Here is a 22,039-nt window from a genome sequence, read left to right as displayed (position 1 = left end):
TTCACGGTCATTGGCTTTTTCCCGTCTGTGGGAATTCTCTCCAGTGAGCCACCTAATTCATGTTTCAACAAAGGAGTTACCCATGGCCAGAGGGGTGAATAAAGTCATCTTGATCGGCAATGTCGGCGGCGACCCGGAAACCCGCTACATGCCCAATGGCAATGCGGTGACCAACATCACCCTGGCCACCACCGACAGCTGGAAAGACAAGCAGACCGGCCAACAACAGGATCGCACCGAGTGGCACCGTGTCGTACTGTTCGGCAAGGTTGCCGAGATCGCCGGCGAGTATCTGCGCAAAGGCTCGCAGTGCTACATCGAAGGCCGTCTGCAGACCCGTGAGTGGGAAAAGGACGGCGTCAAGCGTTACACCACTGAGGTGGTTGTAGACATGGGCGGCACCATGCAGTTGCTTGGAGGTCGTGGCGGCAGTTCCGACGATGCTCCTCGCCAGTCTCAGCCGCGTCCGCAGCGCGAATCACAGCCGCAACAGCAGTCGCGCCCGCAGTCCCAGCCGCAACCGGCACAGCAGCCGGCGCCGGATTACGACAGCTTCGACGACGACATTCCGTTCTAGAGTCTATTCAATGCGAATGCGCCTGATGCTGTTGGGCGGCGGCAATGCCCTGGGTCAGGCGCTTATCCGCCTCGGTGCCGAGGAAGACATCGGCTTCCTCGCACCGCGCCCGCCCGATCAGGGGTGGGACGCCCCTAGTCTGACCGAATTGCTCGACGACAACCGTCCGGATGTCGTGATCAACCTTGCCTACTACTTCGACTGGTTTCAGAGCGGTCATGTCGATGACGCCGTGCTTGCCAGTCAGGAGCGAGCCGTGGAACGGTTGGCAGAGCTGTGCCAGCACCATCAGTTCGTGTTGATGCAGCCGTCCAGCTACCGTGTATTTGACGGGGCTCGGACTACCGCTTACGGCGAGAAGGACGAGGTCGCGCCCCTGGATGCACGAAGCCGCGCACTTTGGCGTGTCGAACAGAGTGTTCGTGCGCTCTGTCCGCGACACGTCCTGCTGCGGTTCGGCTGGTTGCTGGATGACAGTCAGGACGGCTTGCTGGGACGTTTTCTCCAACGTCTCGAGCAGAGCGATGAGCTATATCTGGCTGATGATCGTCGTGGCAACCCAACGCCTGTCGAAGACGCGGCACGGGTCATCCTGGCCGTATTGAAGCAGTTGGATTGTCAGGCGCCGCTGTGGGGAACCTATCACTACGGTGGGCATGAGGCATCGACCCCGCTGGTAGTCGGTCAGGCGCTGCTCGCGGAGGCCGCTCAATACCGCCAGCTGAAAAACAGCAGCTTGACCCCCATCGCTCACGCCGCCTGCCCCGATGCCGCGGACGAGCCGCAGCATGGCGTGCTGGCCTGCAAGAAAATCTTCAATACCTTCGGCATCAAGCCGCGCGCTTGGCGTGCCGGACTGCCGAGCCTCCTGGAGCGTTATTACCGCCATGGCTGAATCACCCATTCTGATTACAGGCGGGGCCGGCTTCATCGGTTCGAATCTGGTTGATGTACTTGTCGCGCGCGGCTATTCGGTGCGGGTGCTGGACAATCTTTCTACTGGCAAGCGCAGCAATCTGCCGGACGATAACCGTGTCGAGCTGATCGAGGGCGACGTGGCCGATGCGCAGATCGTTCGGCGTGCGATTCAAGGGTGCCAAGCCGTGGTGCATCTGGCTGCCGTGGCATCGGTACAAGCATCGGTCGATGACCCGGTCGGCACGCACCAGAGCAATCTGGTCGGCACCCTGAATCTGTGTGAAGCGATGCGCGAGGAGGGCGTAAGGCGAGTCGTCTTCGCCTCGAGTGCGGCTGTCTACGGCAATAATGGTGAGGGGCAGCCCATCGACGAACAAACGCCGAAAGCACCGCTGACCCCCTACGCGGCGGACAAGCTCGCCAGTGAGCACTACCTCGACTTTTATCGTCGACAGCATGGTTTGGAACCTGTGGTGTTTCGCTTCTTCAACATCTACGGACCGCGTCAGGATCCGTCCTCGCCGTACTCGGGGGTAATCAGCATCTTCACCGAGCGTGCACAGCAAGGACTGCCGATCACTGTGTTTGGTGATGGTGAGCAGACTCGCGACTTCGTCTATGTCGGCGATCTCGTCGAGGTGCTGGTGCAGGCGCTGGAACTGCCGAAGGTTGAAGAGGGGGCGGTCAACGTCGGCCTGAGCCGCGCCACGACGCTGAATCAGCTAATCGAGGCGATCGGTGATGTGCTCGGTGGTTTGCCGTCGCTGGTTCACGAGGGTGCGCGTCCCGGCGACATTCGTCATTCGCGAGCGAACAATACGCGTCTGCTTCAGCGTTACACTCTGCCGGAACCGCCAACCAGTATGCGCGATGGGTTGATGAAGCTGCTGGGCTTGTAAGCGGGACCTGGAGAAAAGAAAAGGCGCCGGCTGGCGCCTTTTGCTTATCCGCGATTTGGCGGATACCGGTTTCGTCAGAATGTGTAGCCGAGGCCGACCACATAGACGAAGGGATCCACGTCTACATCGACTTTAACTTTGTCGCCGGCCAGGTAGGTCGTGCCCGCGGTATCGACATAGACGTTCAGCGTCGCGCTCTCGGTCAGCATGTAATCCATGCTCACTGGGCAGCCAGGCCCCGAATCTTTCATGTCCAGGCCGCTGAATCCCTTGCTCTTGGCGCTGCCGCTCAGCTCGGTAAAAGAACCAGGTCTTTTGACGCAGCTCAATGAGTGCGCCGCTTCGCCCGTGCTGCGACCTATTGCCCGTTGCCTTCCTTTGGGCTTCTAGATGATAATGTTTCTCTTTCGAGTTTGACCCTCGTCTGCAAGGATCCGTCAATGCAAGCCCTTATTCCCCGCCTCTTGGCGGTCGCCGTGCTGCCATGCTGCGTGCAGATCCATGCTGCTCCGCTGGATGCAGCGCTGGAGGAAAGTCAGCGCCTGGCCGTTGAAGCCAAGGCGTCGCAAGCGCGCATCGAGCAGCTCGACGATGCCACGCGGCAGATGCTCAACGATTACCGCAATGCAGTGCAGCAGGCCGAGGCTCTGAAGGCCTACAACGCGCAGCTGACCGAGCTCACCGCGGCGCAGCGCAAGGAGCTCGAAGGGTTCCAGCGCCAGCTGGATAGCATCGAACGCACTCAGGAGGCCGTCGCGCCGCAGATGGGGCGGATGATCGATGTGCTCGAAGAGTTCATCGCGGCGGATCTGCCGTTTCTTCCCGACGAGCGCGCCGACCGTTTGGCCAGTCTGCAAGACATGCAGGTGCGCGCTGACGTCAGCCTGGCCGAGAAATATCGCCGCATCCTTGAGGCCTATCAGATCGAGAGTGACTACGGCAGAACCCTGGAAGCTTGGCGAGGCGAGCTGCCCGTCGAGGGCGGAACTCGCAGCGTCGAGTTTCTGCGATTGGGGCGGACAATGCTTTATTACCAGACGCTCGATGCCCACGAGAGCGGCTGGTGGAATCCGCAGACCCGCACCTGGGAAGTGCTCGACGGCAGTGCGCGCCGGCCGATCACCAAGGCCATCGCCATTGCTCGTCAGCAGCAGGCGCCCACCTGGCTCGAATTGCCCGTGAAAACCCTGGCCAAGGAGGCTGCGCAATGAGCCGTTTGCTGACGTTGTTCCTCATCGGCTTGTTGCCAGTCTTGGCGCAGGCGGCCGAGCCCTTGAGCCCGGATCAGCTGTTGCAACGCATTCGCAGCGAGCGCGCCGCGGAAGTCGATGCCATGCAGGCGCGCGAACAATCCTTCATTCAAAATCGTAGCGAACAGGCGCAGCTGCTAGCGCGCGCCAACGCCGCGCTTGAAAAGCAGAAAGCCGAAGCTGAGCGGCTGAAAGCGGAATTCGACCGTCAGGAAGCCGAACTGGCTGAGCAGGAGAAGCTCCTGGCACAGCGGGTCGGCCATCTCGGCGAGCTGTTCGGCGTGGTCCGTCAAAGCGCGGGTGATATTGCCGGACAGTGGCAGGACAGCCTACTCAACGCACAGTATCCGGAGCGGCTCGAACGCCTCGAGGCGCTGGCCGAAAGCCGTGCTCTGCCATCGGCAGAAGACCTCGATAGCTTCTGGATGACCTTGCTCGAAGACCTTGCCGCCAGCGGCCGGGTCGAGCGGGTCGAGCTGCCCGTAGTGGGTGCGGATGGTCAGCGCAACGTGCAACCTGTGCTACGTGTCGGCAATTTCTCTGCGTTCACCGATGACAGTTTTCTGCGCTATGACAGGGATGCGGGCGAGCTGCTGATGCCGAGTCGTCAACCGGATGGCATGGGTATGATCGACGACTATCTGAGCAGCAATGACGCACTGGCTACCTTGCCGATCGACCCGAGCCGCGGTTCGCTGTTGGCCCAGCTGCAGCGTCAACCGCAGCTTTGGGATCGCGTTCAGCAGGGCGGTTTGGTCGGTTGGGTGATCCTGGTGCTGGGGGCCGTCGGCCTGTTGCTCGCCCTCTGGCGCATGGTCTACCTGACCGGCGTCGGGCGCGCTGTCGGGCGGCAAATGCATGAACTCAATCACCCGCGTGACGACAACCCGCTGGGTCGGATTATCGGTGTGCTCGGGCCCAAGCCGCAGTTGTCGGATCTGGATACCCTGGAGCTGAAACTCGACGAAGCGATTCTCCAGGAAACACCGCCGCTGGAACGCGGCCAGCCGTTACTCAAACTGCTCAGTGCGGTGGCACCGTTGCTCGGTCTGCTGGGCACCGTAACTGGCATGATCGTGACCTTCCAGGCGATCACTCAGAGCGGTGGTGGCGATTCGCGGCTGATGGCCGACGGTATCTCCCAGGCACTGGTCACCACTGTGTTGGGCCTGGTGGTGGCGATTCCGTTGCTTTTCCTGCACAGCCTGTTGGCCAGCCGTAGCAAGGCATTGATTCAGCTGCTGGAACAGCAGAGCGCCGGTCTGATCGCGCTGCATCTGTCGGGGACGCCACGTCGTGACTGATCTGCATGTGCGCTGGCTGAGCCTGGTCGACAGCGCTTACTCGCTGCTCGACTTCATGGCCGCGGGCGGTGCCGTGATGTGGGCGCTGGCGGCGCTATGCGTGCTCTATTGGACGTTGGTGTTCGAGCGTCTGTGGTTCATGCGCCGAGTGTTCCCGCATTGGGTCGAGGCGCGCCGGCAAGCCTGGTCTCAGCTCGGCAACGAGCCCGGGAATTGGCAGCGAGCCGTGCGTAGCGCCTGGCTGGCCCAGGCACAGCAGCAACTCGTCGGCCCGCTGCGGATGAGCAAGACGCTGGTCGCGATGTATCCGCTGCTGGGCCTGCTCGGCACCGTCAGCGGCATGATCGCGGTATTCGATGTGCTGGCGCTCAACGGCACCGGCAACCCCCGCGGCATGGCCGCTGGGGTCTGGCAGGCGACCCTGCCGACCATGGCCGGCATGGTGCTGGCCATTACTGGACTGTTCAGCCTGGCGCGTCTCGAACGTATTTCGCGACAGGCTCTCGACCGGCTGGCCGACCAGCTGCGTCACGATTGAGGATTACCGGATGCGTATGCGTCGCCATCATTACCAGCAGGAAGAGGACACCGGCATCGATTTGACACCGATGCTCGACGTGGTCTTCATCATGCTGATCTTCTTCATCGTCACCAGCTCCTTCATCAAGGAGTCCGGCGTCGAAGTCCAGCGCCCACAGGCCGATACCGCCAGTGCGCAGGATAAGGGCAACATTCTCATCGCGGTGACTGCGGACGGTCAGGTCTGGATCGACAAGCAGCCGGTGGACGTGCGCAGCGTGCGCGCCCATGTCGAGCGCATGCGCGTCGACCAGCCCGAAGGCGCCGTGGTTGTTCAGGCGGATCAGGATGCGCGTACCGGCCTGGTGGTTCAGGTCATGGACCAGGCGCGCCAGGCTGGGGTCCAGGATGTGGCGCTCGCCGCCAGTTCGGGAGCGCAGTGATGGCCCGCGGACTGACCCGTGTAGGGTTGTCCTTCGTCGCGGCCTGCATGGTGGCATTGCTGTTGTTCGTGCTGATGCTGAGCATGGTCAATCCGCCGCGTAGCGAAGTGACGGACGAGCCAGTGGCGATTGCCAACTTCGTGCGCATGGACAGTCGCAACGAAAGCACCGCGACGCGTTCGCGGCAGCAGGCGCCCCAGCCGCCTCAACCCAAGACGCCACAACCGCCGACACCACCCACGCCGAGCATGGCCACGCCAGATGCCAGCCTGCCGAAACTGGACCTGCAGATGCCGAACATCGACAGCGGAATGTCGGTTGCCAGCGCGCCGGCGCCCAGCTTGTCCGGTTTGACTGCCGCTGCGCAGCCCGCAGCTCCAGCGCCGGCCCCGTCGGCGGCTGATACTGCGGCGCAGTCAGGTGGTCCCGAGCAGGAAGTCATGCCGTTGAACGACGTCCGTCCCGAGTATCCCTATCGGGCACGTCAGCGCGGCATCGAAGGTCATATCAAGCTCGCCTTCACCATTACGCCTGCCGGCAAAGTCGAGAACATCCGGGTGCTGGAAGCCTCGCCACGCAATGTGTTCGATCGCGAAGCGCGCCGTGCAGCCGCTCGCTGGCGCTTTGCACCACGTACCCAGAATGGCGCCGCGGTAGCGCGCGAAGCAGTCAAGACTCTGCACTTCCGCCTGCAAGGAGAACGCTGACATGCCACGTTTGCTGCTGTTGATCTCGTTGTTTTTCGCTACCTCGACTCACGCCGCTCAAAGCATCGACCCGGTCGTATTCAAGGCGTTGGAGCGTGCGCAAAGCGCTCAGCAGAAGGGCGACTACAGCGCTGCGCGCAAGGCCCTTGGCCAGGCAGAGGCCAAGTCAGGCAGTGCTGAAGAAGCGCTTTTATGGCGCAGTCAGGCTTATCTGGCCTGGGCGGAAGGCAACAACCGACAAGCGTTGAAATTACTCGAAAAGGCGGTCGCCAGCGGCAAGCTGGACGAGACGCTGCTGCCGAACGAACAGCTCAACCTGGCCAAACTCAATCTGATCGAGCGCCGCTATGCCAAGGTGATCAGCCTGCTGGGCTCGCCCGCTCAGGCGAGCGAAGAGGTACTGCAGATGTTGGTGCAGGCCTATCAGGGGCTCGGCCAACACGCCAAGGCGCTACCGCTGGCAGAACGTTACGTCCAGGCCAACCCCGATGCGGCCGATACCTGGCTGCAGTTTCTAGTGGCCGGCAATGCCGAACTGAAGCGTTACGACACTGCCGAGCGCTGGCAGCGGCGGCTGCTTGCCCGTCATCCGAATCAAGCCAAGAGCTGGCGTCAGTTGGCGGGCTTGCAGCAGATGACGGGCGCTGAAGACAAGGCGCTCGCGACGCTGCGCGCGGCGCATGCCAAGGGGCTGCGTTTCAGCGAGTCGGAGCTGGACAATCTGGTGCTGCTGGCGGGCGCAGCCGGTCAACCATGGCAAGGGGCGAAGCTGCTAGAAGGCATGCTTGAGTCGCGCCTGCTACCCGGTGACGCCAAGCGCCGTGAACGGCTGGGCATGCTCTGGTGGCAGGCGCGGGAGCGCTCCGCAGCCGCGAAAATCTACCGCGAGCTGGCCGTGCAGTCCGGCAGCGCCAAATTCTGGCTGAATGTCGCTCAGCTGGAGTTGGAACAGGCCCGCTGGCAGGCGGGACTCGATGCGCTGAAACAGGCCGAGCGGGCCGGCGCCGAGCGGCGCAAGGTCCGCGCCTGGCGGGAATGGGCTGAAGGTGAGCTGAGTTTCGAGCGTGAGCGGCAGATCGCGAGTGCCCACTGACGCAGCCCTCGGCGACTCAGCGCGGACGAGTATTTGATCGATCCGGATATTCCCAACGCCGTGACATGAACGTTACGGCGGCGTTCATCACTCCAGTTCGTAGACGTAAATCTTCTGCGCATCCATGCGATAGCCGGCCTCGGCCAACTCGCTGCTGGCATGCTCGACTCTCATCGGACCCTCGATCCAGAACGGCTGATAGAGCGCGTCGACCTTTACCCCCAGCTCGCTGGTGGCATGCACGATCTGGTTCGACGGTGGCGGCGGGACGTGAATGCAAGCACCGAAGTAGGGCACTAGCAGGAACTCTGTGACGCGCCCGTCTTCACTCATGTCCAGCGGCACGATATACCCCGGCAATTTTACCTGGGCACCGTTGAGCGCTTCGACTACCGGTGCGGCAGGCGATTGCTGTGCGGCGGCGGGTCCGGCTTCGGCGGTGAGCGCATCGGCCAGCTGCGACATGTCATGGATCGCCATGGGGGGCGGTGGCGGCGGCGCGTCTGGCGGGATCAGATCCGACCACTGCAGTTCGCGCACATCCGCGGCGGCGAACGGAGCCGCAAGGGCGAGCAATGTGGCGAAAAGCAGGCGTGACATGACAGTCCTCATAATTTGATCGACAGGCCGTCGGCCAGTGATTGGCGGTACGCATGCCAGGCAGGCACGCTGCCCATCAGCAGGCCGGCCAATAGTATGCCGGCAAGCAGCGACCACTCATAAACACTCGGCCAGGCCAGCGGCAGGTAAAGCCCATAGTGGCTTTGCAGCGGCGCTTGGGCGGCGGCAATTGCGATGTACAACAACAGCAATCCGAGTATCACGCCGGCCAGAGCCAGGCTGAACGCCTCGACGATCAGCAGGCCGGCGATATGCCAGGGCCTGGCGCCCACCGAGCGGAGGATGGCCATTTCCCGGCGACGCTCGTTGAGGCTGGTCAGGATCGCCGTGAGCATGCCGATCAAACCGGTGAGCACGACGAACAGCGAAACCACGAACAGCGCCTGTTCCGCTGTACCCATCAGACTCCAGAGCTCCTGCAGGGCGACGCCGGGCAGGATCGCCAACAGCGGCTCGCCACGATATTGATTGATTTCGCGTTGCAGAGTGAAGGTTGCGATCTTGCTGTTCAGACCGAGCAGAAAGGCGGTGATTTGCTTGGGTTGCAGATCCAGCTGGCGCGCCTGTTCGGCATCGATGCGCGCCGCGCCGCGAGCGGGCATGCCGTTCTGCCAGTCGATATGCAGCGCCTCCATTCCGGCCAGGTTGATATGCAGCGTACGGTCGACCGGTGTGCCGGTACGTCGGAGAATGCCGACCACGCGGAACGGCTTGTCGTCATGTTTGACCAGGCTGACCGTGGCGACGCCATGTGCCAACACCAACTGGTCGTCCAGCTTGTAATTCAACGCCCGAGCCACCTCGGCGCCGAGCACCACTTCGAACGGATCTTCAGCGAAAGCTCGGCCTTCGGCGAGTTGTAAGGGTTGCTTGCGGCCATAGCGGTAATGTTCGAAATAGGCACTGCTGGTGCCCATCACGCGATAGCCGCGGTGGGAGTCGCCCAACGATATGGGGATCGCCCAGCTCACCCGCGGGTGTTCGGCAAAATGCTCGAAGCTGTCCCAGCGAATGTTGTTGGTGGCATTGCCGATACGGAATACCGAATACAGCAGCAGGTTCACCGAGCCGGAGCGTGCGCCAACGATCAGGTCGGTACCGCTGATGGTGCTGGCGAAGCTGGCGCGGGCTTCGGTGCGCACCCGCTCGACGGCAAGCAGCAGGCACACCGACAGAGCAATGGCGAACACCGTTAGAAGGGCAGTGAAGCGGCGGTTGTTCAGGCTCGCCAAGGCCAGGCGCAACAAATACACAGATCAGATCTCCGCTGCGCGTACGGCGCGGTTGAGCTCGGCTAACGACAGGCTGCGGTCGAACAGCGGCGCCAGGCTTTGGTCATGGCTGACAAACAGCAGGCTGGAGCCTGCATCGCGGCACTCTGCGAACAGCAATTGCAAAAAGGCTTCGCGACTGTCGGCATCGAGCGCTGAGGTGGGTTCGTCGGCGATGACCAGTTCCGGCTGACCGATCAGCGCGCGGGCCGCGGCGACACGTTGCTGCTGGCCGATGGAAAGCGCTTCGGCGCGGCGCCCAAGCAGTTCTGCCGGCAGACCGAGATGCGTCAGTAGGCTCGCTGCCGCCCGTGCGACGCTACCGTGTCGCTGCCGTGCGCGCTCGGCGCGTAACGTCGAGAAATGACAAGGCAGGCTGACGTTTTCGGCCACCGAAAGAAAAGGCAGCAGATTGAACTGCTGAAAGATATAGCCGGTGTGATCGACACGGAAACGATCGCGCGCTCCGGCCGAGAGCGTACCAAGATCGTTGCCGAGCAACCGAACCGTTCCGCGCTTGGCCTTCTGCACACCGCCGATTAGCCCGAGCAGTGTGGTCTTGCCGCTGCCCGACGGGCCCTTGAGGAACAGGCTTTGGTTGCGTTCCAGCTTGAAGCTGGGAATGTCGAGCAGCTCCGCCTGGCCGGGCCAGGCAAAACCCAGTTGGTGGAGTTCAAGCAACGGTGCGGTCATCGAGATGATCCGTGTCAGGCGAGCCGGGGAGTTTACTGCGTCGGGCCAGGCGGCGGCAGACAGCGGGTGTTCAGAACTCAACGCGTGGCTGGCCAGGGTCGAGTTGTGCGCCACGTTGGCCGTTCGGGCCGATCAGTTGTGCCTGGATTTTCTCGGTGCTGGGGAATGCCTTGAACAGCGCCTGCAAATCGAGTGCGTGCAACGCATGAGGGGTGGCGCAATCGTAGTGATAGTGGGCATGGATCTCGCTGTGTTGGCCGTTGTGATCACTATCATGCTCGTGCTCGCCGTCATGAGCGGCGTCTTCGAACAGCGGGCTTTCCAGCTCGGTTTCAGCCAGGGTGCAGCCCGCTGCCGCTGGCAGGCCGAACAGTGTATCTGGCTGTTCAAGCTGCTTGCGTGCGTTGACGATTTTACGTTTGTCCGCTTCGCTGCTTGGTGCATGTTCGAAGCCCACCAGGTTCATCGCCGGGCTCCGAAGCTCGATTTCCAATGTCGAACCATCCAGCACGACGTCCAGTTCCGCGGCACCGTGCTCATGGGCGCCGAGACTGGCGTGCTGATCGTCATGCTCATGCTCGTGATGCTGGGCAGCCTGAGCGAGGCCGGGTAGAAGGACAAAGGGCAGGGCGAGCAACAGATGGCGCATGACGATCTCCTGAATGATGTAATGGTTACGTTATAACAAAAGAATGGCGGTACTGGCCAGCCCGGCGCGAGCCGTGGGAGCATGGTGCGAGTTTTCTGGAGGCGAAGATGATTCGAATTCGTGGCCACATCGGCGAGCTGCCGGTAGATCTCAGTGTGGAGCTGGACGAGCAGGACTGGGCGCAGCTGGCGCGGCAGTTGCCGCTGAGCGCCAACGCACAAGCGGCGCAGGTACCCGTTGAGACTGGTTCCGATCACCTCTGGCTCGGTGCCCAACAGCTACTGCGCGAAGCGGGGCGGATGGAGGGACCGCAGCTACTAGCCGAACTGCAAGCCCTGAGCGGTAGCGCGCAGGCTGGCAAGCGTCTGCTGGTGCGTCTGCGCCACAGTGCTCAGGTAAAAGTGCAGAGCGGCGCCGACTCGCCAATCTACAGCTGGATCAGCGAGGCAGACTGAAAGACGTTACAAGCGCTGCGCCTGAAAGGTATTGCAGCGCTCGGGCGCACCGCTGTCGAAGCCGGCGCGAAACCACTTCACCCGCTGCGCCGAGGTGCCGTGGGTGAAGGCATCCGGGACCACGCGACTCTGGCTCTGCTGCTGAAGACGATGGCATTGGCGGCGTTCAGCGCCTGCTCCAGGTCACCTTCCTCAAGCCAATCATGACGTTGCTGGGCATGGTAGGCCCAGACACCAGCGAAGCAGTCCGCCTGTAATTCCTGGCGAACCAGCAAGCCATTGTCGCCCTCCATTTGGGCGCCGCGCTGGCGTGCGGCCTGCATCTGCTGCGACACGCCGAGAAGAGTCTGGACATGATGGTCGACCTCATGAGCGATCACATAGGCCTGGGCGAAATCGCCTGCTCGAAGCTGTTGCTGCCGAGGGAGACGTGGGAAAGGATGCTTGGGTTCTGTTCGGCCATGGCGGGTCCTCCGGAGATGGACAGCCAAGCCTAGCTCGGCGAATCGCCGCTTGCCGCCCAGCCGCTAGTTTTTTTCCTCGAGGCGGACGGTCGGATCGTTGCACAGCATGAAGCAGCGAAACAGCACCACCGTGGCCAGCAATTGCACCAGCCCGACGGCGCTATCGACCAGCACGGCAAGCAATCCAGGCGGCGTCTCGCCAGCCCAGAAGTGCGCGGCGAGCCAGGCTTCGAGGATCCACAGCGGTAGCAGCACGGCGAGAATGCAGCCGAGCACCAGCAGAAAATGCCCGCGAGTCTGCAGAAAACTCTCCTTAAGCGCGGCCAGCGGACCCAAACCGCGTAGCACCAGTAAGTACTCGGCAAAGGCGATCTTGACCATGATCCACAGCCCAGGCAGTACGAACAGCGAAGCACCGAGCATGATCAGCAGCGTGCCCAGCCCGGCCAGCACTGCCAAGGACGGCCAGAGCGGCAGCGCACGAAGCAGCACTTCGCGCAGCGGTGGCGCATGGCCGCGACTACGGGCGTCGAGAAACAAAATCAGCGCGCCGATATACAGCGGATAGAACACCATGCCGACCAATAACTCCTGCGCCGGCATTGCGCCCTTGCCGAACCAGTGCTCGACAACAAGCCTGGCGCAACTCTCCAGGGCGATCAGCGGCAGGCAGAGACGGGCGATGGAGGCCAAGTTGCGGGAATAAAAGAACCAGGCGTCGCGGAGGATCGATAGGACATTCATTGCAGTCGGAACAATCTCGGAAAAATCCAGGCGCGCACTTTAGCAGGTCGTTGAGAGCGACTGCGCTGGGCTATGCGCGTGTCAATTGCTCTTTTTGAAAGGTAGCTGCGCGCTGCTTTCAATAACCCATGTGATCATGGTCCTACGCCTGCGTGGCCGCTTGTTCGAAAGCGCCTCGTCTCGGGCGCTCATGCAACAATTGCGTGCACTGCTGCAACAGTCATCCACCTGCAAGATCGCGAGGGGATTACCGGCGACAGGAGCGTTTTTGCCGCCCATACTGGCCGACCTCCCAACCATTCAGGCTGCCGCGTGAAGAAGATCGCCTTGTTTGCCGATGTGCAGAACCTCTATTACACGGTGCGTCAGGCCCACGGCTGCCATTTCAACTACGCCGCGTTGTGGGCCGAGGTCAGCGCGCACGGTGAGATTGTCGAGGCCTATGCCTACGCCATCGATCGCGGCGACGCCAAGCAGCAGCAATTTCAGCAAATCCTGCGCAACCTCGGCTTCACGGTAAAGCTAAAACCCTACATCCAGCGCAGCGATGGCTCGGCCAAGGGCGACTGGGACGTCGGTATAACCATCGATGTGCTGGATGCCGCCGGGCGTGTCGACGAAGTGGTACTGGCTTCGGGCGATGGTGACTTCGATCTGCTGCTCGACCGCGTGCGCGCCGGTGGCGCCGAGGCCACCGCCTATGGCGTGCCGGGCCTGACCGCGCAATCGCTGATTCGCGCCGCCACGCGTTATGTGCCGATTGAAGGCAAGCTGTTGTTAAAGCAGTAGAAGCCGCCGAAAGCGCTGAAGGCTGGAAAGCTTGATGCGAAGAGCGGTTCTCAGCCTGAAGCCTGAAGCCTGAAGCCTGAAGCCTGAAGCCTCAGCTTGAAGCTTGAAGCTTGAAGCTTGAAGCTTGAAGCTTGAAGAAAAAGCGTGGCCGGCACGGTGATGGGCCGGGTGCTGTTCAGATTTGCAGTCGGCCACGCTTTACCGACCCGACGAGCGGATCGGAAGCAGAAGAAAAGCTTGGCGGGCTTTCGGCGTGAAGTTATAGCTTTCGTTCGGTTCCGCACTGGAGCAACTCCCTCTCCCCGGCGCCATGTTCCAGATGAAATACGCTGCGGAGCGGGGAGAGGGTTGGGGTGAGGGGAAGCAGTCTCCAGCCTGCTTTCCGAGTAAACTGCCCACCTCGTTTTTATCGTCCGGTTCTTGCCATGACCTTCGCCTCCCTGGGCCTGATCGATCCGCTGCTGCGCACCCTCGAATCCCTCGATTACACCCAGCCGACGCCGGTTCAGGCCAAGGCGATCCCGGCCGTGCTCAAAGGCCGCGACCTGATGGCCGCCGCGCAGACCGGTACCGGCAAGACTGCCGGTTTTGCCCTGCCGCTGTTGCAGCGGCTGACGCAACAAGGCGCGCAAGTGACCAGCAACTCGATCCGCGCCCTGGTATTGGTGCCGACCCGCGAGCTCGCCGAACAGGTACACGAGAGCTTCCGCATTTACGGCCAGAACCTGCCGCTGCGCACCTATGCCGTGTATGGCGGTGTCAGCATCAACCCGCAGATGATGGCGCTGCGCAAGGGCATCGACGTGCTGGTGGCGACGCCCGGCCGGTTGTTGGATCTGTATCGGCAGAACGCCGTTAAGCTTGCTCAGGTGCAAGCCTTGGTGCTGGACGAGGCCGACCGCATGCTCGATCTCGGCTTCTCACAAGAACTGGACGAGCTGTTTAGCGCGCTGCCGAAAAAGCGCCAGACATTGCTGTTCTCCGCGACCTTCTCCGATGCCATCCGGCAGATGGCCGGTGAGCTGTTGCGCGACCCGTTATCGATTGAGGTCAGCCCACGCAATGCCGCCGCAAAGACGGTCAAGCAATGGCTGGTAACGGTGGACAAGAAGCGCAAGTCGGAATTGTTCCTGCATTTGCTGGCAGAGCGCCGCTGGGGGCAGGTGCTGGTCTTCGTCAAAACGCGCAAGGGCGTCGATCAACTGGTGAACGAGCTGCAGGCGCAGGGCATCTCCAGCGACGCGATCCACGGCGACAAACCGCAGGCTTCACGGCTGCGCGCGCTGGAGCGTTTCAAGGCAGGTGAGGTTCAGGTATTGGTCGCGACCGATGTGGCCGCGCGTGGCCTGGACATTCATGACCTGCCGCACGTAGTCAACTTCGACCTGCCCATCGTCGCTGAGGATTACGTACACCGGATTGGCCGCACCGGCCGTGCCGGCGCTACAGGTGAAGCGGTGTCGCTGGTCGCCGCTGACGAAGTCGATCAGCTCGCAGCCATCGAGACTTTGATCCAGCAGATTCTGCCGCGTCACGACGAACTGGGCTTCGTTCCGGATCATCGAGTACCCACGACACAGCCCGGCGGTCATATCGTCAAGAAGCCAAAAAAACCGAAGAAGCCCAAGGAAGCCGCTGGCAAAGGCCGTATCCATCTGGGCAATTGGTTCGATGAAAGCGAGAAGCCCAACGCCAAAGCGATCCGCAAGGTGCCGAGTCTGGGCGGGGCGAAGCCGGGCAAGAAAAAGCAGTAAGCGCCTCCGCTGCGTCGACAACATGCCCTGCGCGCCATTGACCCACTACGACGAAGCTCGCCCCGACAACCAGGATGCTCCTTCATCGCGAGCATATTGATGCTGCGCGCCAGCGGAGGGGCGGCGTCACACTGCGCATCCAAGGCGCTTGTATCCTCATACCTGGACGGTCTGAGAGTTCTCGCCCGCACTCGTCGAGCCCACATCAGCGTAACCGGGATATGCGCTGGTTTGGTGGATACCGCCATGATGAAAGCCGAGAAACCGTTCCGGGTTTCATTGCCGGCCAAAGCGGCAAACATCATCAATAGAACAATGCGGAACCGATCCAGGGATGCCTATGTATCGCGCCGCTGGGGTGTAATCGGGGCGCTGTTGAAGTTGCTACCGTGAGCCTGGTGCAAAAGCCGCCTGTTCGCTGTAGCGCCGGGTTGAAAGCAGACAGGAGCGACGAGCGTGGATTGGCCCAAAGGCGGCCCCCGGCCGGCTGCTACCGGCCCAGGTTGTGTAAAAACGTTTTCGAGTGCGACAAGTACTCAAAACCGAACTGAAAATCGCGCATCTGGGCGAAATCCGCATCTGCTGACGTACCGATAAATTTCAGATTTCACGTAGACGCGCACACTTCAATTTTGACGAAGCGTTTTTACACACTCTGGACCAAAAGCAGTCATTCAAGGTTTAGGAGATTAGTGCCAAGTCAATTCCTACGGAATCAAAAATCCCAAGAGGCTTTGATCAACCCCTGTGATTTCTGGATAAACCCAACTTTGCACCCACCTTGGCCATCATCGACTCGGAAATGAAGCTCGCCGGCACCGAGCACAAATATCTCTTTCTCACCAGAGAATCTAATCTTCTCGCCGAGCGGTCCGCCGAACCAGTTTGGTCCCATACCAACTTGGCAGGTGCGGTCGGGAGGGCACGCAACCAGGTACGTGGCGTATGCATAGATGTATCGCTCGCCAAAGGTCCAATCACTACCCAGGACCTGAATGTACGTAATCTGACTCATAGATCACCTCCTGAGAAGCCCCTAACCGTTATTGTTCTGCCGCAGTAGTGACTGGCGCTTGCGTCTCCGTAACCTCCACTCCTACTCGCATCAGTAGTCCAACGGCATCGGTTTTAAAGCCCTTTGGCTCGATGGCCACGGCAATGGATTTATCGAAACTGATACCGTCGACGTCACGTTGCAGACGGATCACTTTAGGGAGGTTGATCTCAATCGGCAGTGATATTACTTTGTCAGTCTTTATGTTGTGGGCATAACTTATGTTTATTGGGATTTCGTATTGCCAGAGAATTTTACAGTCTTTGGCTTCGCCTCCAAATGGAAGATCGATTTGCCAGCACCATTCCTTCTTGTCAGATATGGCTGTATGAAGATCCAGCCGCAATAATGCTGGGAACAATTCGAAATTCGCCTCAAATAATCGCTTTGTGTCGGCGCTTTGTACAAATATCACCTGCCCGCTAACTTTGGTCATGGCATCCAAGCCAAACCCCATATGACCACCAACATTTAAGGAATTGGAATGCGCATGGATACGCGCATCGCCGTGTACTTTTAGATCAGCATTAAACGTAAGTCGCCCATCTTCTTGCCATGCGGATTCAATACTTTCAATTAAGCCAACCGCGTTATTGCTAGGTAGATCGTACAACTCAACGTAGTAATCAGTTTCGTCGGTCAGCTTATCCAACTGCTGCGTAACCTGAACAGAGACTGCTCGATTAGCTGCGGGGATGGTGTTTATCGAATTGATGATATTGGAAATGGACTGGCCACGTACCCAAATTCCCATATCAGTCTCGGCGAACAGTGAGTCGTCATTGGCCGTTATCAACGCAGCGTGCTGCTCAGGGCTTAGTTTGCTCAAATCAGAGGTGGTCTCCTTTGATTCTTTGTCGCAGCCACAGAGAATTCCAATTGTGATAGCTGACATTGCTATTGCAATCTTCATTCGACGGCTCCTGGCTTGCTAAGGGCTCCAATCAAATGGATACCGCGCTTTAAAACAACAACCTCAGTCAGCGAAAAGCTCGTAGACCATGCCGCGGGAGGGGTGATTAGTTCCGCCTTTAGCTTTCCATCCATTAAGTCGACTGGCTTGACCTCTCGATCCTGCTTAATAGAAATGACGTTCTGTAATGGCACTTCGATTGCAGGCAATTTAGCGGTGATTAAAGCGTTTAACTTCAACCTGGCCAAGTCAGCAACAAACCCTTTTATATCGCTGGAGAATGGCCCCCACGACGCTCTCGGAATAAGTTGATCAACCACAATTCTAAATCGAAGGGGCTGCCTTTGTTTATAGACTTGTGAATACAGCGGTACTGATATTTGAATGGGATTTATGCCCAAGAATCTACTAATCTCGTCGGGAATCGGCGATACCTTAGCAACTATCCGCTTTTCCACCTTCGCGTCTGGTAATGACTCGGGTAGCAGGGTCGCAGTGCCTTTCACCTGGATGGTGAGGTCCCCTTTTTTGGCGCTAAGGTCTAACTCAAGACTGGCGATGCCTTCAGTGAACGCTGGCCGTATTGAGTTCACGGTGAAGGTGACGTTAGGCATGTCCGGATCGGTGACTGAAAGTTTATCGAACAGGGTAAGCGCCTGTGAAACCAAGTTCGAAGAGAGGTACAGCTGCACGTCGCCTGCCTGTTGCAGATTGGGATCTTTGATCAGTCGATCGGCCAGTACGGCCGCCGCTTCGGTTCGGCGTTGAGCGAGGTCTTGATCCATGACAGAAATCTGGTCAGCAGTGTCGCCGCACCCTGTCAGCCCCAGACTCACCATGGCACCAACATAGAGCCAAGTGCATAGTCCTCTCATAGTCACCTTCTGTATAAGCTTCCCAGCGTGATAAGCAGGGCCACCGGCAGTTATTCTGTAAGGTGATTGCGCTTGAACAGCAGGTGTCCAACCAATTGCTGGCTGAATCCTTCCTAGCCCTCCACACCTAGAGCGCGCTGCCATCTGGGTATGGCAAATAAAAGTGGCAATGTCAAATTGACTTTATCGCTATACCATTCACACAGCCTAGGTCGACCTCTGCCAGTCACGATAGGCAGAGAACGGCCATGAGCGGTCAGTGGTAAAAATAAGTCAGCCTCTTTTTCTTAGCTTCAGGTGTGGAGAATCACGTGACGAAATTCGGATTTGCAAAAGGATATGCCCAAGTTTCGTATGAAAGACTTTTACTCACTCAGCCTGACTTTGAATTTCAAGGATTATGGGAGAAAGATGGAAGATACTATATAGCCTGTAGCGATATCGAGACCGCTATAACCTCAGGTGGAACGCCTCTAAAAAAATGGTTTGATGAGTGCTGTAGAGTAATTGCCTATCAAGTAGATCTGGTAACGACGCCGCCGCCGAATGCAACTCGACTACCCGCCCGCACAGTAGAACAGTTGTCGCAGCTGCACGGTGCCCCACTTAATATTTTTCAATTCCACCTAGAGATTAAACGGCAACTACCGAAGAATTTTCCGGAATTCAGTATTCAAGATTTTCCTGGCAAGCTAATTTTTACGTCACTCAAACGTTTAAATCCTGACCAGATTACGGATGTAGAAATAGCGGTTGCCAATCTCGGACTTAACATTGATACCGAATTTAAGACTGCCGAAATACCTCCCTTGGTCAACGCCGCTCAATTCTCTACACATCGCAAGCAAACAGCTTGGCCAACTGCAGTACTAGATATGCATGATGAAAGTGAGCAGGAGTGGTTTGATTCCCGTATATCACTTTTTACCGACACCCCTACTGAAGCTGACATCCGTAGAGACTCTGGGTCTGCATGCTTCATAGACTGCTCGCTAGGGACACCGGGCAATATTCGTAACTACATAACAACCTATAGCGAAATATACATTGCTCCACCGCTAGGGGACTTTGAGACATTTTTAATGCATCTCAAAATCACCGGCAGTGATTTGAAAACTTTAATCGAAAGGCGACGAGTAAAGTTTGTACTCCCGTATGATCTACATAAATATTCCCCAAAAGGACTGGCAGAGCACTTAGAGCCAAGTTCCAGTAATTCCGTGATGCATAGGCAACTCGCGATAGCAACAATACAGGAGTCGAGGAGAAGAAACCCCTTACTGTATCCACCAGTTGACAATGAGTCCAGAAGAAAACTATTGGGCCTAATAATTGGTAACGCTGAAGATCTTGATCGAAAAATCTTCAGGATCACCCGTGACCATTTGGGTGCTAGCTGGTCCTCCCTAGAGGAAGACTATTCAACGCAGGGAGCGATTGCAGGTCTGCAGCACGGATCAGCAAGGCTTCTTGCGGAAATCGTATCTGCCGCAACTGGCCATGATCTTAATCCACTGTTGATGTACAGCACGCTCTCTGTTGAGTGGGCAGCAGCGTTGAATTCTAATTTTTGCCCTACAGATACCGGTGGCGTGAACATGGAGGCAATGGCAACTGCTGCAGCCAGCTTTGTAACTGGAATTCCAAACAAAAAATTCATAGACCCAATTACAAAGCTAGACACCATAATCAACGACCTACTGGTCTTGGATAACGCTGCGCCGATTATCGACGTGCTCGATGCATTTCAATCTGAAGATATAGCAAGGCTTAATAAGATATTAAGAGATTGTAATTTTGACTCCAATGCAATCAATAAATACATATCTGACATCAATGAGAGGGTTAATCAATTTGAACGCATCCAGAAAGGAGCAAAGAAGCGGGATTTGCTGGGCTTGGCCGGGGCAATAATTCCCGCCGCACTTGCAGGAAGCACTGGTGGTCTTGGGGCTATCGCTGCCTGGATTCCATTCGGAGCCTATGTCGCACAAAGAATAATTGGCAATGAAGATAGAGAGGGAAATCCGGTCACCGACTGGCTGAACGCGAAGAACACCTTTACCAATAGTGAAGCGGTATTTATTAGCCGCATGCGAAAACGTGGATAAAGATTGATTTGTTTGGGGCTGAAGTCCGCTTCTGGCCGAGGCTGTGTAAAAACGTTTTCGAGTGCGACAAGTACTCAAAACCGAACTGAAAATCGCGCATCTGGGCGAAATCCGCATCTGCTGACGTACCGATAAATTTCAGATTTCACGTAGACGCGCACACTTCAATTTTGACGAAGCGTTTTTACACACTCTGGACCGCTAGACGACACTGTCAGCGCAAGGCTTCCGGCCCATTCATGGGCTGCTGCAAAGCCTCAACGGACGCTTGGCTTCGTCTACAAAATTGGCGTCGATTCGCTGCGATATTTCTTGTCATTCACCCAGTGGTAACGGTCCGGATCTTTTGTCAACAAGGACGCTCGCATTGTTTCACGCTGGGAGTTGTCCGCCCGGACGAAGATGCCCCGCAGTTCGGTGTCGATGCTCTGTTTGCTGGCACCGCGCTCCTCAGCCTTGGCGTACCAGTCATGCCCCTCCACATAGTCGCCTAGCTCCATGCACACAGCACCTAGCAGAGTGCACGGACGGAAGTTCCTCGGCTGTAACTCATGGCCCTGCTTGCCGAGCTGAAGAGCTTCTTTACGCCGCCCCAGATCGCGCATGACACCACCGTGGGTGGTGCACATGGCTGAGTGGATCTTGGGATTTTTGAGTTTATTGGTCGGTACACCCGCGAGTAGTTCAAGTGCCGACTCTGGCTGATCGCACTTTCGATAGTGGCCACTGGCGTTGATTGCGTTCCACGGATCCTGGGTGCGACGGTACTCGTTGCCGCAGAATTCGGCTTCGCGTAGGTGGTGGGTCTTCCGCAGCTTCTCAGTGAAATGCTCGAGACCCTCAGTATTGAGCCAAACGAAATCGTCATCGGCCAGTCGGTTGCCGACGCCGATGTTCTGAAGGATACACATCAACCGCGGCAACAAAGGCTGAGCGGTGGTGAGAATTCCGTATTTCTTGCGCAGGATGTATGCGGGATCGCTTTCGCGGGCAATGAGGGCGGCCTCGGCAGCCTCACGCCGGCGTCTTTGTGCTTCGGCCAGTTCGAGGCGAGCTACTTTGGTCGTTGTCCGTGCGACCTCGGCTGCGTTGAGGTCTGAAATATACGACTCGTAGGTAACATGACCAATAGCCAGTGCATACAGTCCGGGGAACCCCTTGATCTTGAGGTAGTTAAGATAGGCTGCTGAAAGCGGACGGCCTTGATAGAGAGCCCCCAGGATATTGCTCAGTGGCGAGGTAACCGCACCTTGAAGGTGGCTCACCCGGTAGTGCCGGGCAATGTCGTATGGAGTCGGAGCGATGTAACCGGGTTCACTCATGCGAGCGTTGTACATGGCTTCAGCAGCCTCACAATTACGCTTGCACTGCGCCGCCCACTCGGCTTCGCGGACGATGCGAGCTGCCTCAGCAGCTTCGCGCTCACGATTGGACTGCGCCGTGCGAGCAATACGGGCAGCTTCTGCTGCTTCGCCCTCGCGTTTGCGCTTTACCGCCCGTTCGGCCTGTTGGGCCAGGAGCTCTGCTTCCTTAGCTTGGTGCTCAATTCTGGCAGCCTGCTCGCGCGCTACTAATGCGGGGTCTAAAGCTGCGATGAAGGCTTCATATGTGATCTGGCCGATCGCCAGCTGATGCAATTCGTTGAGTTTTTGCTGCTTCAGGTAGCTCAGCGACAATGCAGTGAGCGGTCGCCCGTGAAACATGCTTTCGAGGATGTTACTCAGGCGAGTGTAGGGAATTGCCGCGCCGATAATGCGACTGACGCAGAAGTGACATGCGATGTCATAGAGTGAAGGGCGATTCAATTCCATGAAAGGGAGAGTCCGTTCTAGCTTAGGTAGTCTGGTCCGGATTCTCTCACAGGCATTAGAGGTCCGCTCCTGGCCCAGAGTGTGTAAAAACACTTTCTTATCTTGCGTGCTTCAGCCCATTGCTC

General features: G+C 58.5%; 23 protein-coding genes and 1 pseudogene. 13 read left to right on the top strand and 11 right to left on the bottom strand.

What is annotated here, in order from left to right; translation table 11 throughout:
- The first annotated feature begins 82 nt into the window (after positions 1-82).
- Genes AC2LD7_RS18375 through AC2LD7_RS18365 form a run of 3 tightly spaced genes read left to right on the top strand, consistent with a single transcriptional unit; the run spans position 83 to position 2,394 of the window.
- Complete coding sequence (locus AC2LD7_RS18375) at positions 83-577, top strand: single-stranded DNA-binding protein (protein ID WP_484599153.1); 495 nt, start codon at positions 83-85, stop codon at positions 575-577.
- A 10-nt stretch (positions 578-587) separates the two neighbouring features.
- Positions 588-1,472: a sugar nucleotide-binding protein gene (locus AC2LD7_RS18370; RefSeq protein WP_484599152.1), complete on the top strand. Its 885-nt coding sequence runs from the start codon at positions 588-590 to the stop codon at positions 1,470-1,472.
- The gene (locus tag AC2LD7_RS18365) at positions 1,465-2,394 is read left to right on the top strand and encodes an NAD-dependent epimerase/dehydratase family protein (RefSeq protein ID WP_484599151.1); all 930 of its coding nucleotides are present in this window, start codon (positions 1,465-1,467) and stop codon (positions 2,392-2,394) included. Before AC2LD7_RS18370 ends, AC2LD7_RS18365 begins: the two co-directional genes overlap by 8 nt.
- 74 nt (positions 2,395-2,468) lie before the next feature.
- Here the strand turns inward: AC2LD7_RS18365 and AC2LD7_RS18360 are convergent, their stop codons facing one another.
- Positions 2,469-2,723 (bottom strand): OmpW family outer membrane protein, encoded by a 255-nt coding sequence (locus tag AC2LD7_RS18360; RefSeq protein ID WP_484599150.1) that lies wholly within the window; start codon positions 2,721-2,723, stop codon positions 2,469-2,471.
- A gap of 111 nt (positions 2,724-2,834) precedes the next feature.
- Here AC2LD7_RS18360 and AC2LD7_RS18355 point away from each other — a divergent pair, with 111 nt between their 5' ends.
- From AC2LD7_RS18355 to AC2LD7_RS18330, 6 genes are read left to right on the top strand one after another with little or no spacing between them, the layout of a single operon-like run.
- The gene (locus tag AC2LD7_RS18355; RefSeq protein WP_484599149.1) at positions 2,835-3,605 is read left to right on the top strand and encodes a DUF3450 domain-containing protein; all 771 of its coding nucleotides are present in this window, start codon (positions 2,835-2,837) and stop codon (positions 3,603-3,605) included.
- Positions 3,602-4,948: a MotA/TolQ/ExbB proton channel family protein gene (locus AC2LD7_RS18350; protein WP_484599148.1), complete on the top strand. Its 1,347-nt coding sequence runs from the start codon at positions 3,602-3,604 to the stop codon at positions 4,946-4,948. The genes AC2LD7_RS18355 and AC2LD7_RS18350 overlap by 4 nt, the downstream gene beginning before the upstream one ends.
- Entirely contained in the window at positions 4,941-5,486 is a 546-nt protein-coding gene (locus AC2LD7_RS18345) for a MotA/TolQ/ExbB proton channel family protein (RefSeq protein WP_484599147.1), read from the top strand. Before AC2LD7_RS18350 ends, AC2LD7_RS18345 begins: the two co-directional genes overlap by 8 nt.
- 10 nt (positions 5,487-5,496) lie before the next feature.
- Complete coding sequence (locus tag AC2LD7_RS18340) at positions 5,497-5,910, top strand: ExbD/TolR family protein (protein WP_222910674.1); 414 nt, start codon at positions 5,497-5,499, stop codon at positions 5,908-5,910.
- Positions 5,910-6,617 carry an energy transducer TonB gene (locus AC2LD7_RS18335; protein ID WP_484599146.1) on the top strand — a complete coding sequence of 236 codons (708 nt, stop codon included), beginning with the start codon at positions 5,910-5,912 and terminating at the stop codon, positions 6,615-6,617. Before AC2LD7_RS18340 ends, AC2LD7_RS18335 begins: the two co-directional genes overlap by 1 nt.
- Position 6,618: 1 nt before the next feature.
- Positions 6,619-7,710: a tetratricopeptide repeat protein gene (locus AC2LD7_RS18330; protein WP_484599145.1), complete on the top strand. Its 1,092-nt coding sequence runs from the start codon at positions 6,619-6,621 to the stop codon at positions 7,708-7,710.
- Between the two features lie 87 nt (positions 7,711-7,797).
- On the opposite strand, the gene AC2LD7_RS18325 is transcribed toward AC2LD7_RS18330, so the two are convergent.
- The 4 genes from AC2LD7_RS18325 to AC2LD7_RS18310 all read right to left on the bottom strand — a co-directional run bounded on the left by AC2LD7_RS18325 (position 7,798) and on the right by AC2LD7_RS18310 (position 10,944).
- Positions 7,798-8,310, bottom strand: a complete 513-nt coding sequence (locus AC2LD7_RS18325; protein WP_484599144.1) for a DUF3299 domain-containing protein — start codon at positions 8,308-8,310, stop codon at positions 7,798-7,800.
- Positions 8,311-8,318: 8 nt separating this feature from the next.
- Entirely contained in the window at positions 8,319-9,584 is a 1,266-nt protein-coding gene (locus AC2LD7_RS18320; RefSeq protein WP_484599143.1) for an ABC transporter permease, read from the bottom strand.
- Positions 9,585-9,587: 3 nt separating this feature from the next.
- Entirely contained in the window at positions 9,588-10,295 is a 708-nt protein-coding gene (locus AC2LD7_RS18315) for an ABC transporter ATP-binding protein (protein WP_484599142.1), read from the bottom strand.
- Between the two features lie 70 nt (positions 10,296-10,365).
- On the bottom strand, positions 10,366-10,944 hold the full coding sequence (locus AC2LD7_RS18310; RefSeq protein ID WP_484599141.1) for a DUF2796 domain-containing protein: 579 nt from the start codon (positions 10,942-10,944) through the stop codon (positions 10,366-10,368).
- A 107-nt stretch (positions 10,945-11,051) separates the two neighbouring features.
- Here AC2LD7_RS18310 and AC2LD7_RS18305 point away from each other — a divergent pair, with 107 nt between their 5' ends.
- On the top strand, positions 11,052-11,399 hold the full coding sequence (locus AC2LD7_RS18305) for a hypothetical protein (protein ID WP_484599140.1): 348 nt from the start codon (positions 11,052-11,054) through the stop codon (positions 11,397-11,399).
- 6 nt (positions 11,400-11,405) lie between these two features.
- Here AC2LD7_RS18305 and AC2LD7_RS18300 read toward each other — a convergent pair.
- Positions 11,406-11,803: pseudogene (locus AC2LD7_RS18300) on the bottom strand (neutral zinc metallopeptidase); the annotation flags it as partial.
- 123 nt (positions 11,804-11,926) lie between these two features.
- Positions 11,927-12,607 carry a YciC family protein gene (locus AC2LD7_RS18295; RefSeq protein WP_484599139.1) on the bottom strand — a complete coding sequence of 227 codons (681 nt, stop codon included), beginning with the start codon at positions 12,605-12,607 and terminating at the stop codon, positions 11,927-11,929.
- 312 nt (positions 12,608-12,919) lie between these two features.
- Here AC2LD7_RS18295 and AC2LD7_RS18290 point away from each other — a divergent pair, with 312 nt between their 5' ends.
- Both AC2LD7_RS18290 and rhlE1 read left to right on the top strand, forming a co-directional pair.
- Complete coding sequence (locus tag AC2LD7_RS18290; protein ID WP_484599138.1) at positions 12,920-13,396, top strand: NYN domain-containing protein; 477 nt, start codon at positions 12,920-12,922, stop codon at positions 13,394-13,396.
- A 425-nt stretch (positions 13,397-13,821) separates the two neighbouring features.
- Positions 13,822-15,150 carry an RNA helicase RhlE1 gene (gene rhlE1, locus AC2LD7_RS18285; RefSeq protein WP_484599137.1) on the top strand — a complete coding sequence of 443 codons (1,329 nt, stop codon included), beginning with the start codon at positions 13,822-13,824 and terminating at the stop codon, positions 15,148-15,150.
- 715 nt (positions 15,151-15,865) lie between these two features.
- Here rhlE1 and AC2LD7_RS18280 read toward each other — a convergent pair.
- The 3 genes from AC2LD7_RS18280 to AC2LD7_RS18270 are packed head-to-tail and all read right to left on the bottom strand — an operon-like array spanning position 15,866 to position 17,902.
- Positions 15,866-16,165, bottom strand: coding sequence for a hypothetical protein (locus AC2LD7_RS18280; RefSeq protein ID WP_484599136.1), 300 nt, complete (start codon positions 16,163-16,165; stop codon positions 15,866-15,868).
- A 28-nt stretch (positions 16,166-16,193) separates the two neighbouring features.
- Complete coding sequence (locus tag AC2LD7_RS18275; RefSeq protein ID WP_484599135.1) at positions 16,194-17,117, bottom strand: hypothetical protein; 924 nt, start codon at positions 17,115-17,117, stop codon at positions 16,194-16,196.
- The gene (locus AC2LD7_RS18270; protein ID WP_484599134.1) at positions 17,114-17,902 is read right to left on the bottom strand and encodes a hypothetical protein; all 789 of its coding nucleotides are present in this window, start codon (positions 17,900-17,902) and stop codon (positions 17,114-17,116) included. The genes AC2LD7_RS18275 and AC2LD7_RS18270 overlap by 4 nt, the downstream gene beginning before the upstream one ends.
- Before the next feature lie 401 nt (positions 17,903-18,303).
- Here AC2LD7_RS18270 and AC2LD7_RS18265 point away from each other — a divergent pair, with 401 nt between their 5' ends.
- Positions 18,304-20,103 (top strand): hypothetical protein, encoded by a 1,800-nt coding sequence (locus tag AC2LD7_RS18265; protein ID WP_484599133.1) that lies wholly within the window; start codon positions 18,304-18,306, stop codon positions 20,101-20,103.
- Between the two features lie 278 nt (positions 20,104-20,381).
- Here the strand turns inward: AC2LD7_RS18265 and AC2LD7_RS18260 are convergent, their stop codons facing one another.
- Positions 20,382-21,914, bottom strand: coding sequence for a hypothetical protein (locus AC2LD7_RS18260; RefSeq protein ID WP_484599132.1), 1,533 nt, complete (start codon positions 21,912-21,914; stop codon positions 20,382-20,384).
- Positions 21,915-22,039: the final 125 nt, after the last annotated feature.

The organism is Stutzerimonas sp. (genome assembly GCF_982611455.1).
Note: the sequence above shows the minus strand (reverse complement) of the source record. Positions and strands in the feature narration are given on the sequence as shown.

Excerpts from the sequence above, each read along its gene's own strand:
- AC2LD7_RS18375 (WP_484599153.1), top strand. The coding sequence starts at position 83 with ATGGCCAGAGGGGTGAATAAAGTCATCTTGATCGGCAATGTCGGCGGC.
- AC2LD7_RS18370 (WP_484599152.1), top strand. The coding sequence starts at position 588 with ATGCGAATGCGCCTGATGCTGTTGGGCGGCGGCAATGCCCTGGGTCAG.
- AC2LD7_RS18365 (WP_484599151.1), top strand. The coding sequence starts at position 1,465 with ATGGCTGAATCACCCATTCTGATTACAGGCGGGGCCGGCTTCATCGGT.
- AC2LD7_RS18355 (WP_484599149.1), top strand. The coding sequence starts at position 2,835 with ATGCAAGCCCTTATTCCCCGCCTCTTGGCGGTCGCCGTGCTGCCATGC.
- AC2LD7_RS18350 (WP_484599148.1), top strand. The coding sequence starts at position 3,602 with ATGAGCCGTTTGCTGACGTTGTTCCTCATCGGCTTGTTGCCAGTCTTG.
- AC2LD7_RS18340 (WP_222910674.1), top strand. The coding sequence starts at position 5,497 with ATGCGTATGCGTCGCCATCATTACCAGCAGGAAGAGGACACCGGCATC.
- AC2LD7_RS18335 (WP_484599146.1), top strand. The coding sequence starts at position 5,910 with ATGGCCCGCGGACTGACCCGTGTAGGGTTGTCCTTCGTCGCGGCCTGC.
- AC2LD7_RS18330 (WP_484599145.1), top strand. The coding sequence starts at position 6,619 with ATGCCACGTTTGCTGCTGTTGATCTCGTTGTTTTTCGCTACCTCGACT.
- AC2LD7_RS18325 (WP_484599144.1), bottom strand. The coding sequence starts at position 8,310 with ATGTCACGCCTGCTTTTCGCCACATTGCTCGCCCTTGCGGCTCCGTTC.
- AC2LD7_RS18315 (WP_484599142.1), bottom strand. The coding sequence starts at position 10,295 with ATGACCGCACCGTTGCTTGAACTCCACCAACTGGGTTTTGCCTGGCCC.
- AC2LD7_RS18310 (WP_484599141.1), bottom strand. The coding sequence starts at position 10,944 with ATGCGCCATCTGTTGCTCGCCCTGCCCTTTGTCCTTCTACCCGGCCTC.
- AC2LD7_RS18305 (WP_484599140.1), top strand. The coding sequence starts at position 11,052 with ATGATTCGAATTCGTGGCCACATCGGCGAGCTGCCGGTAGATCTCAGT.
- AC2LD7_RS18295 (WP_484599139.1), bottom strand. The coding sequence starts at position 12,607 with ATGAATGTCCTATCGATCCTCCGCGACGCCTGGTTCTTTTATTCCCGC.
- rhlE1 (WP_484599137.1), top strand. The coding sequence starts at position 13,822 with ATGACCTTCGCCTCCCTGGGCCTGATCGATCCGCTGCTGCGCACCCTC.
- AC2LD7_RS18280 (WP_484599136.1), bottom strand. The coding sequence starts at position 16,165 with ATGAGTCAGATTACGTACATTCAGGTCCTGGGTAGTGATTGGACCTTT.
- AC2LD7_RS18275 (WP_484599135.1), bottom strand. The coding sequence starts at position 17,117 with ATGAAGATTGCAATAGCAATGTCAGCTATCACAATTGGAATTCTCTGT.
- AC2LD7_RS18270 (WP_484599134.1), bottom strand. The coding sequence starts at position 17,902 with ATGGATCAAGACCTCGCTCAACGCCGAACCGAAGCGGCGGCCGTACTG.
- AC2LD7_RS18260 (WP_484599132.1), bottom strand. The coding sequence starts at position 21,914 with ATGGAATTGAATCGCCCTTCACTCTATGACATCGCATGTCACTTCTGC.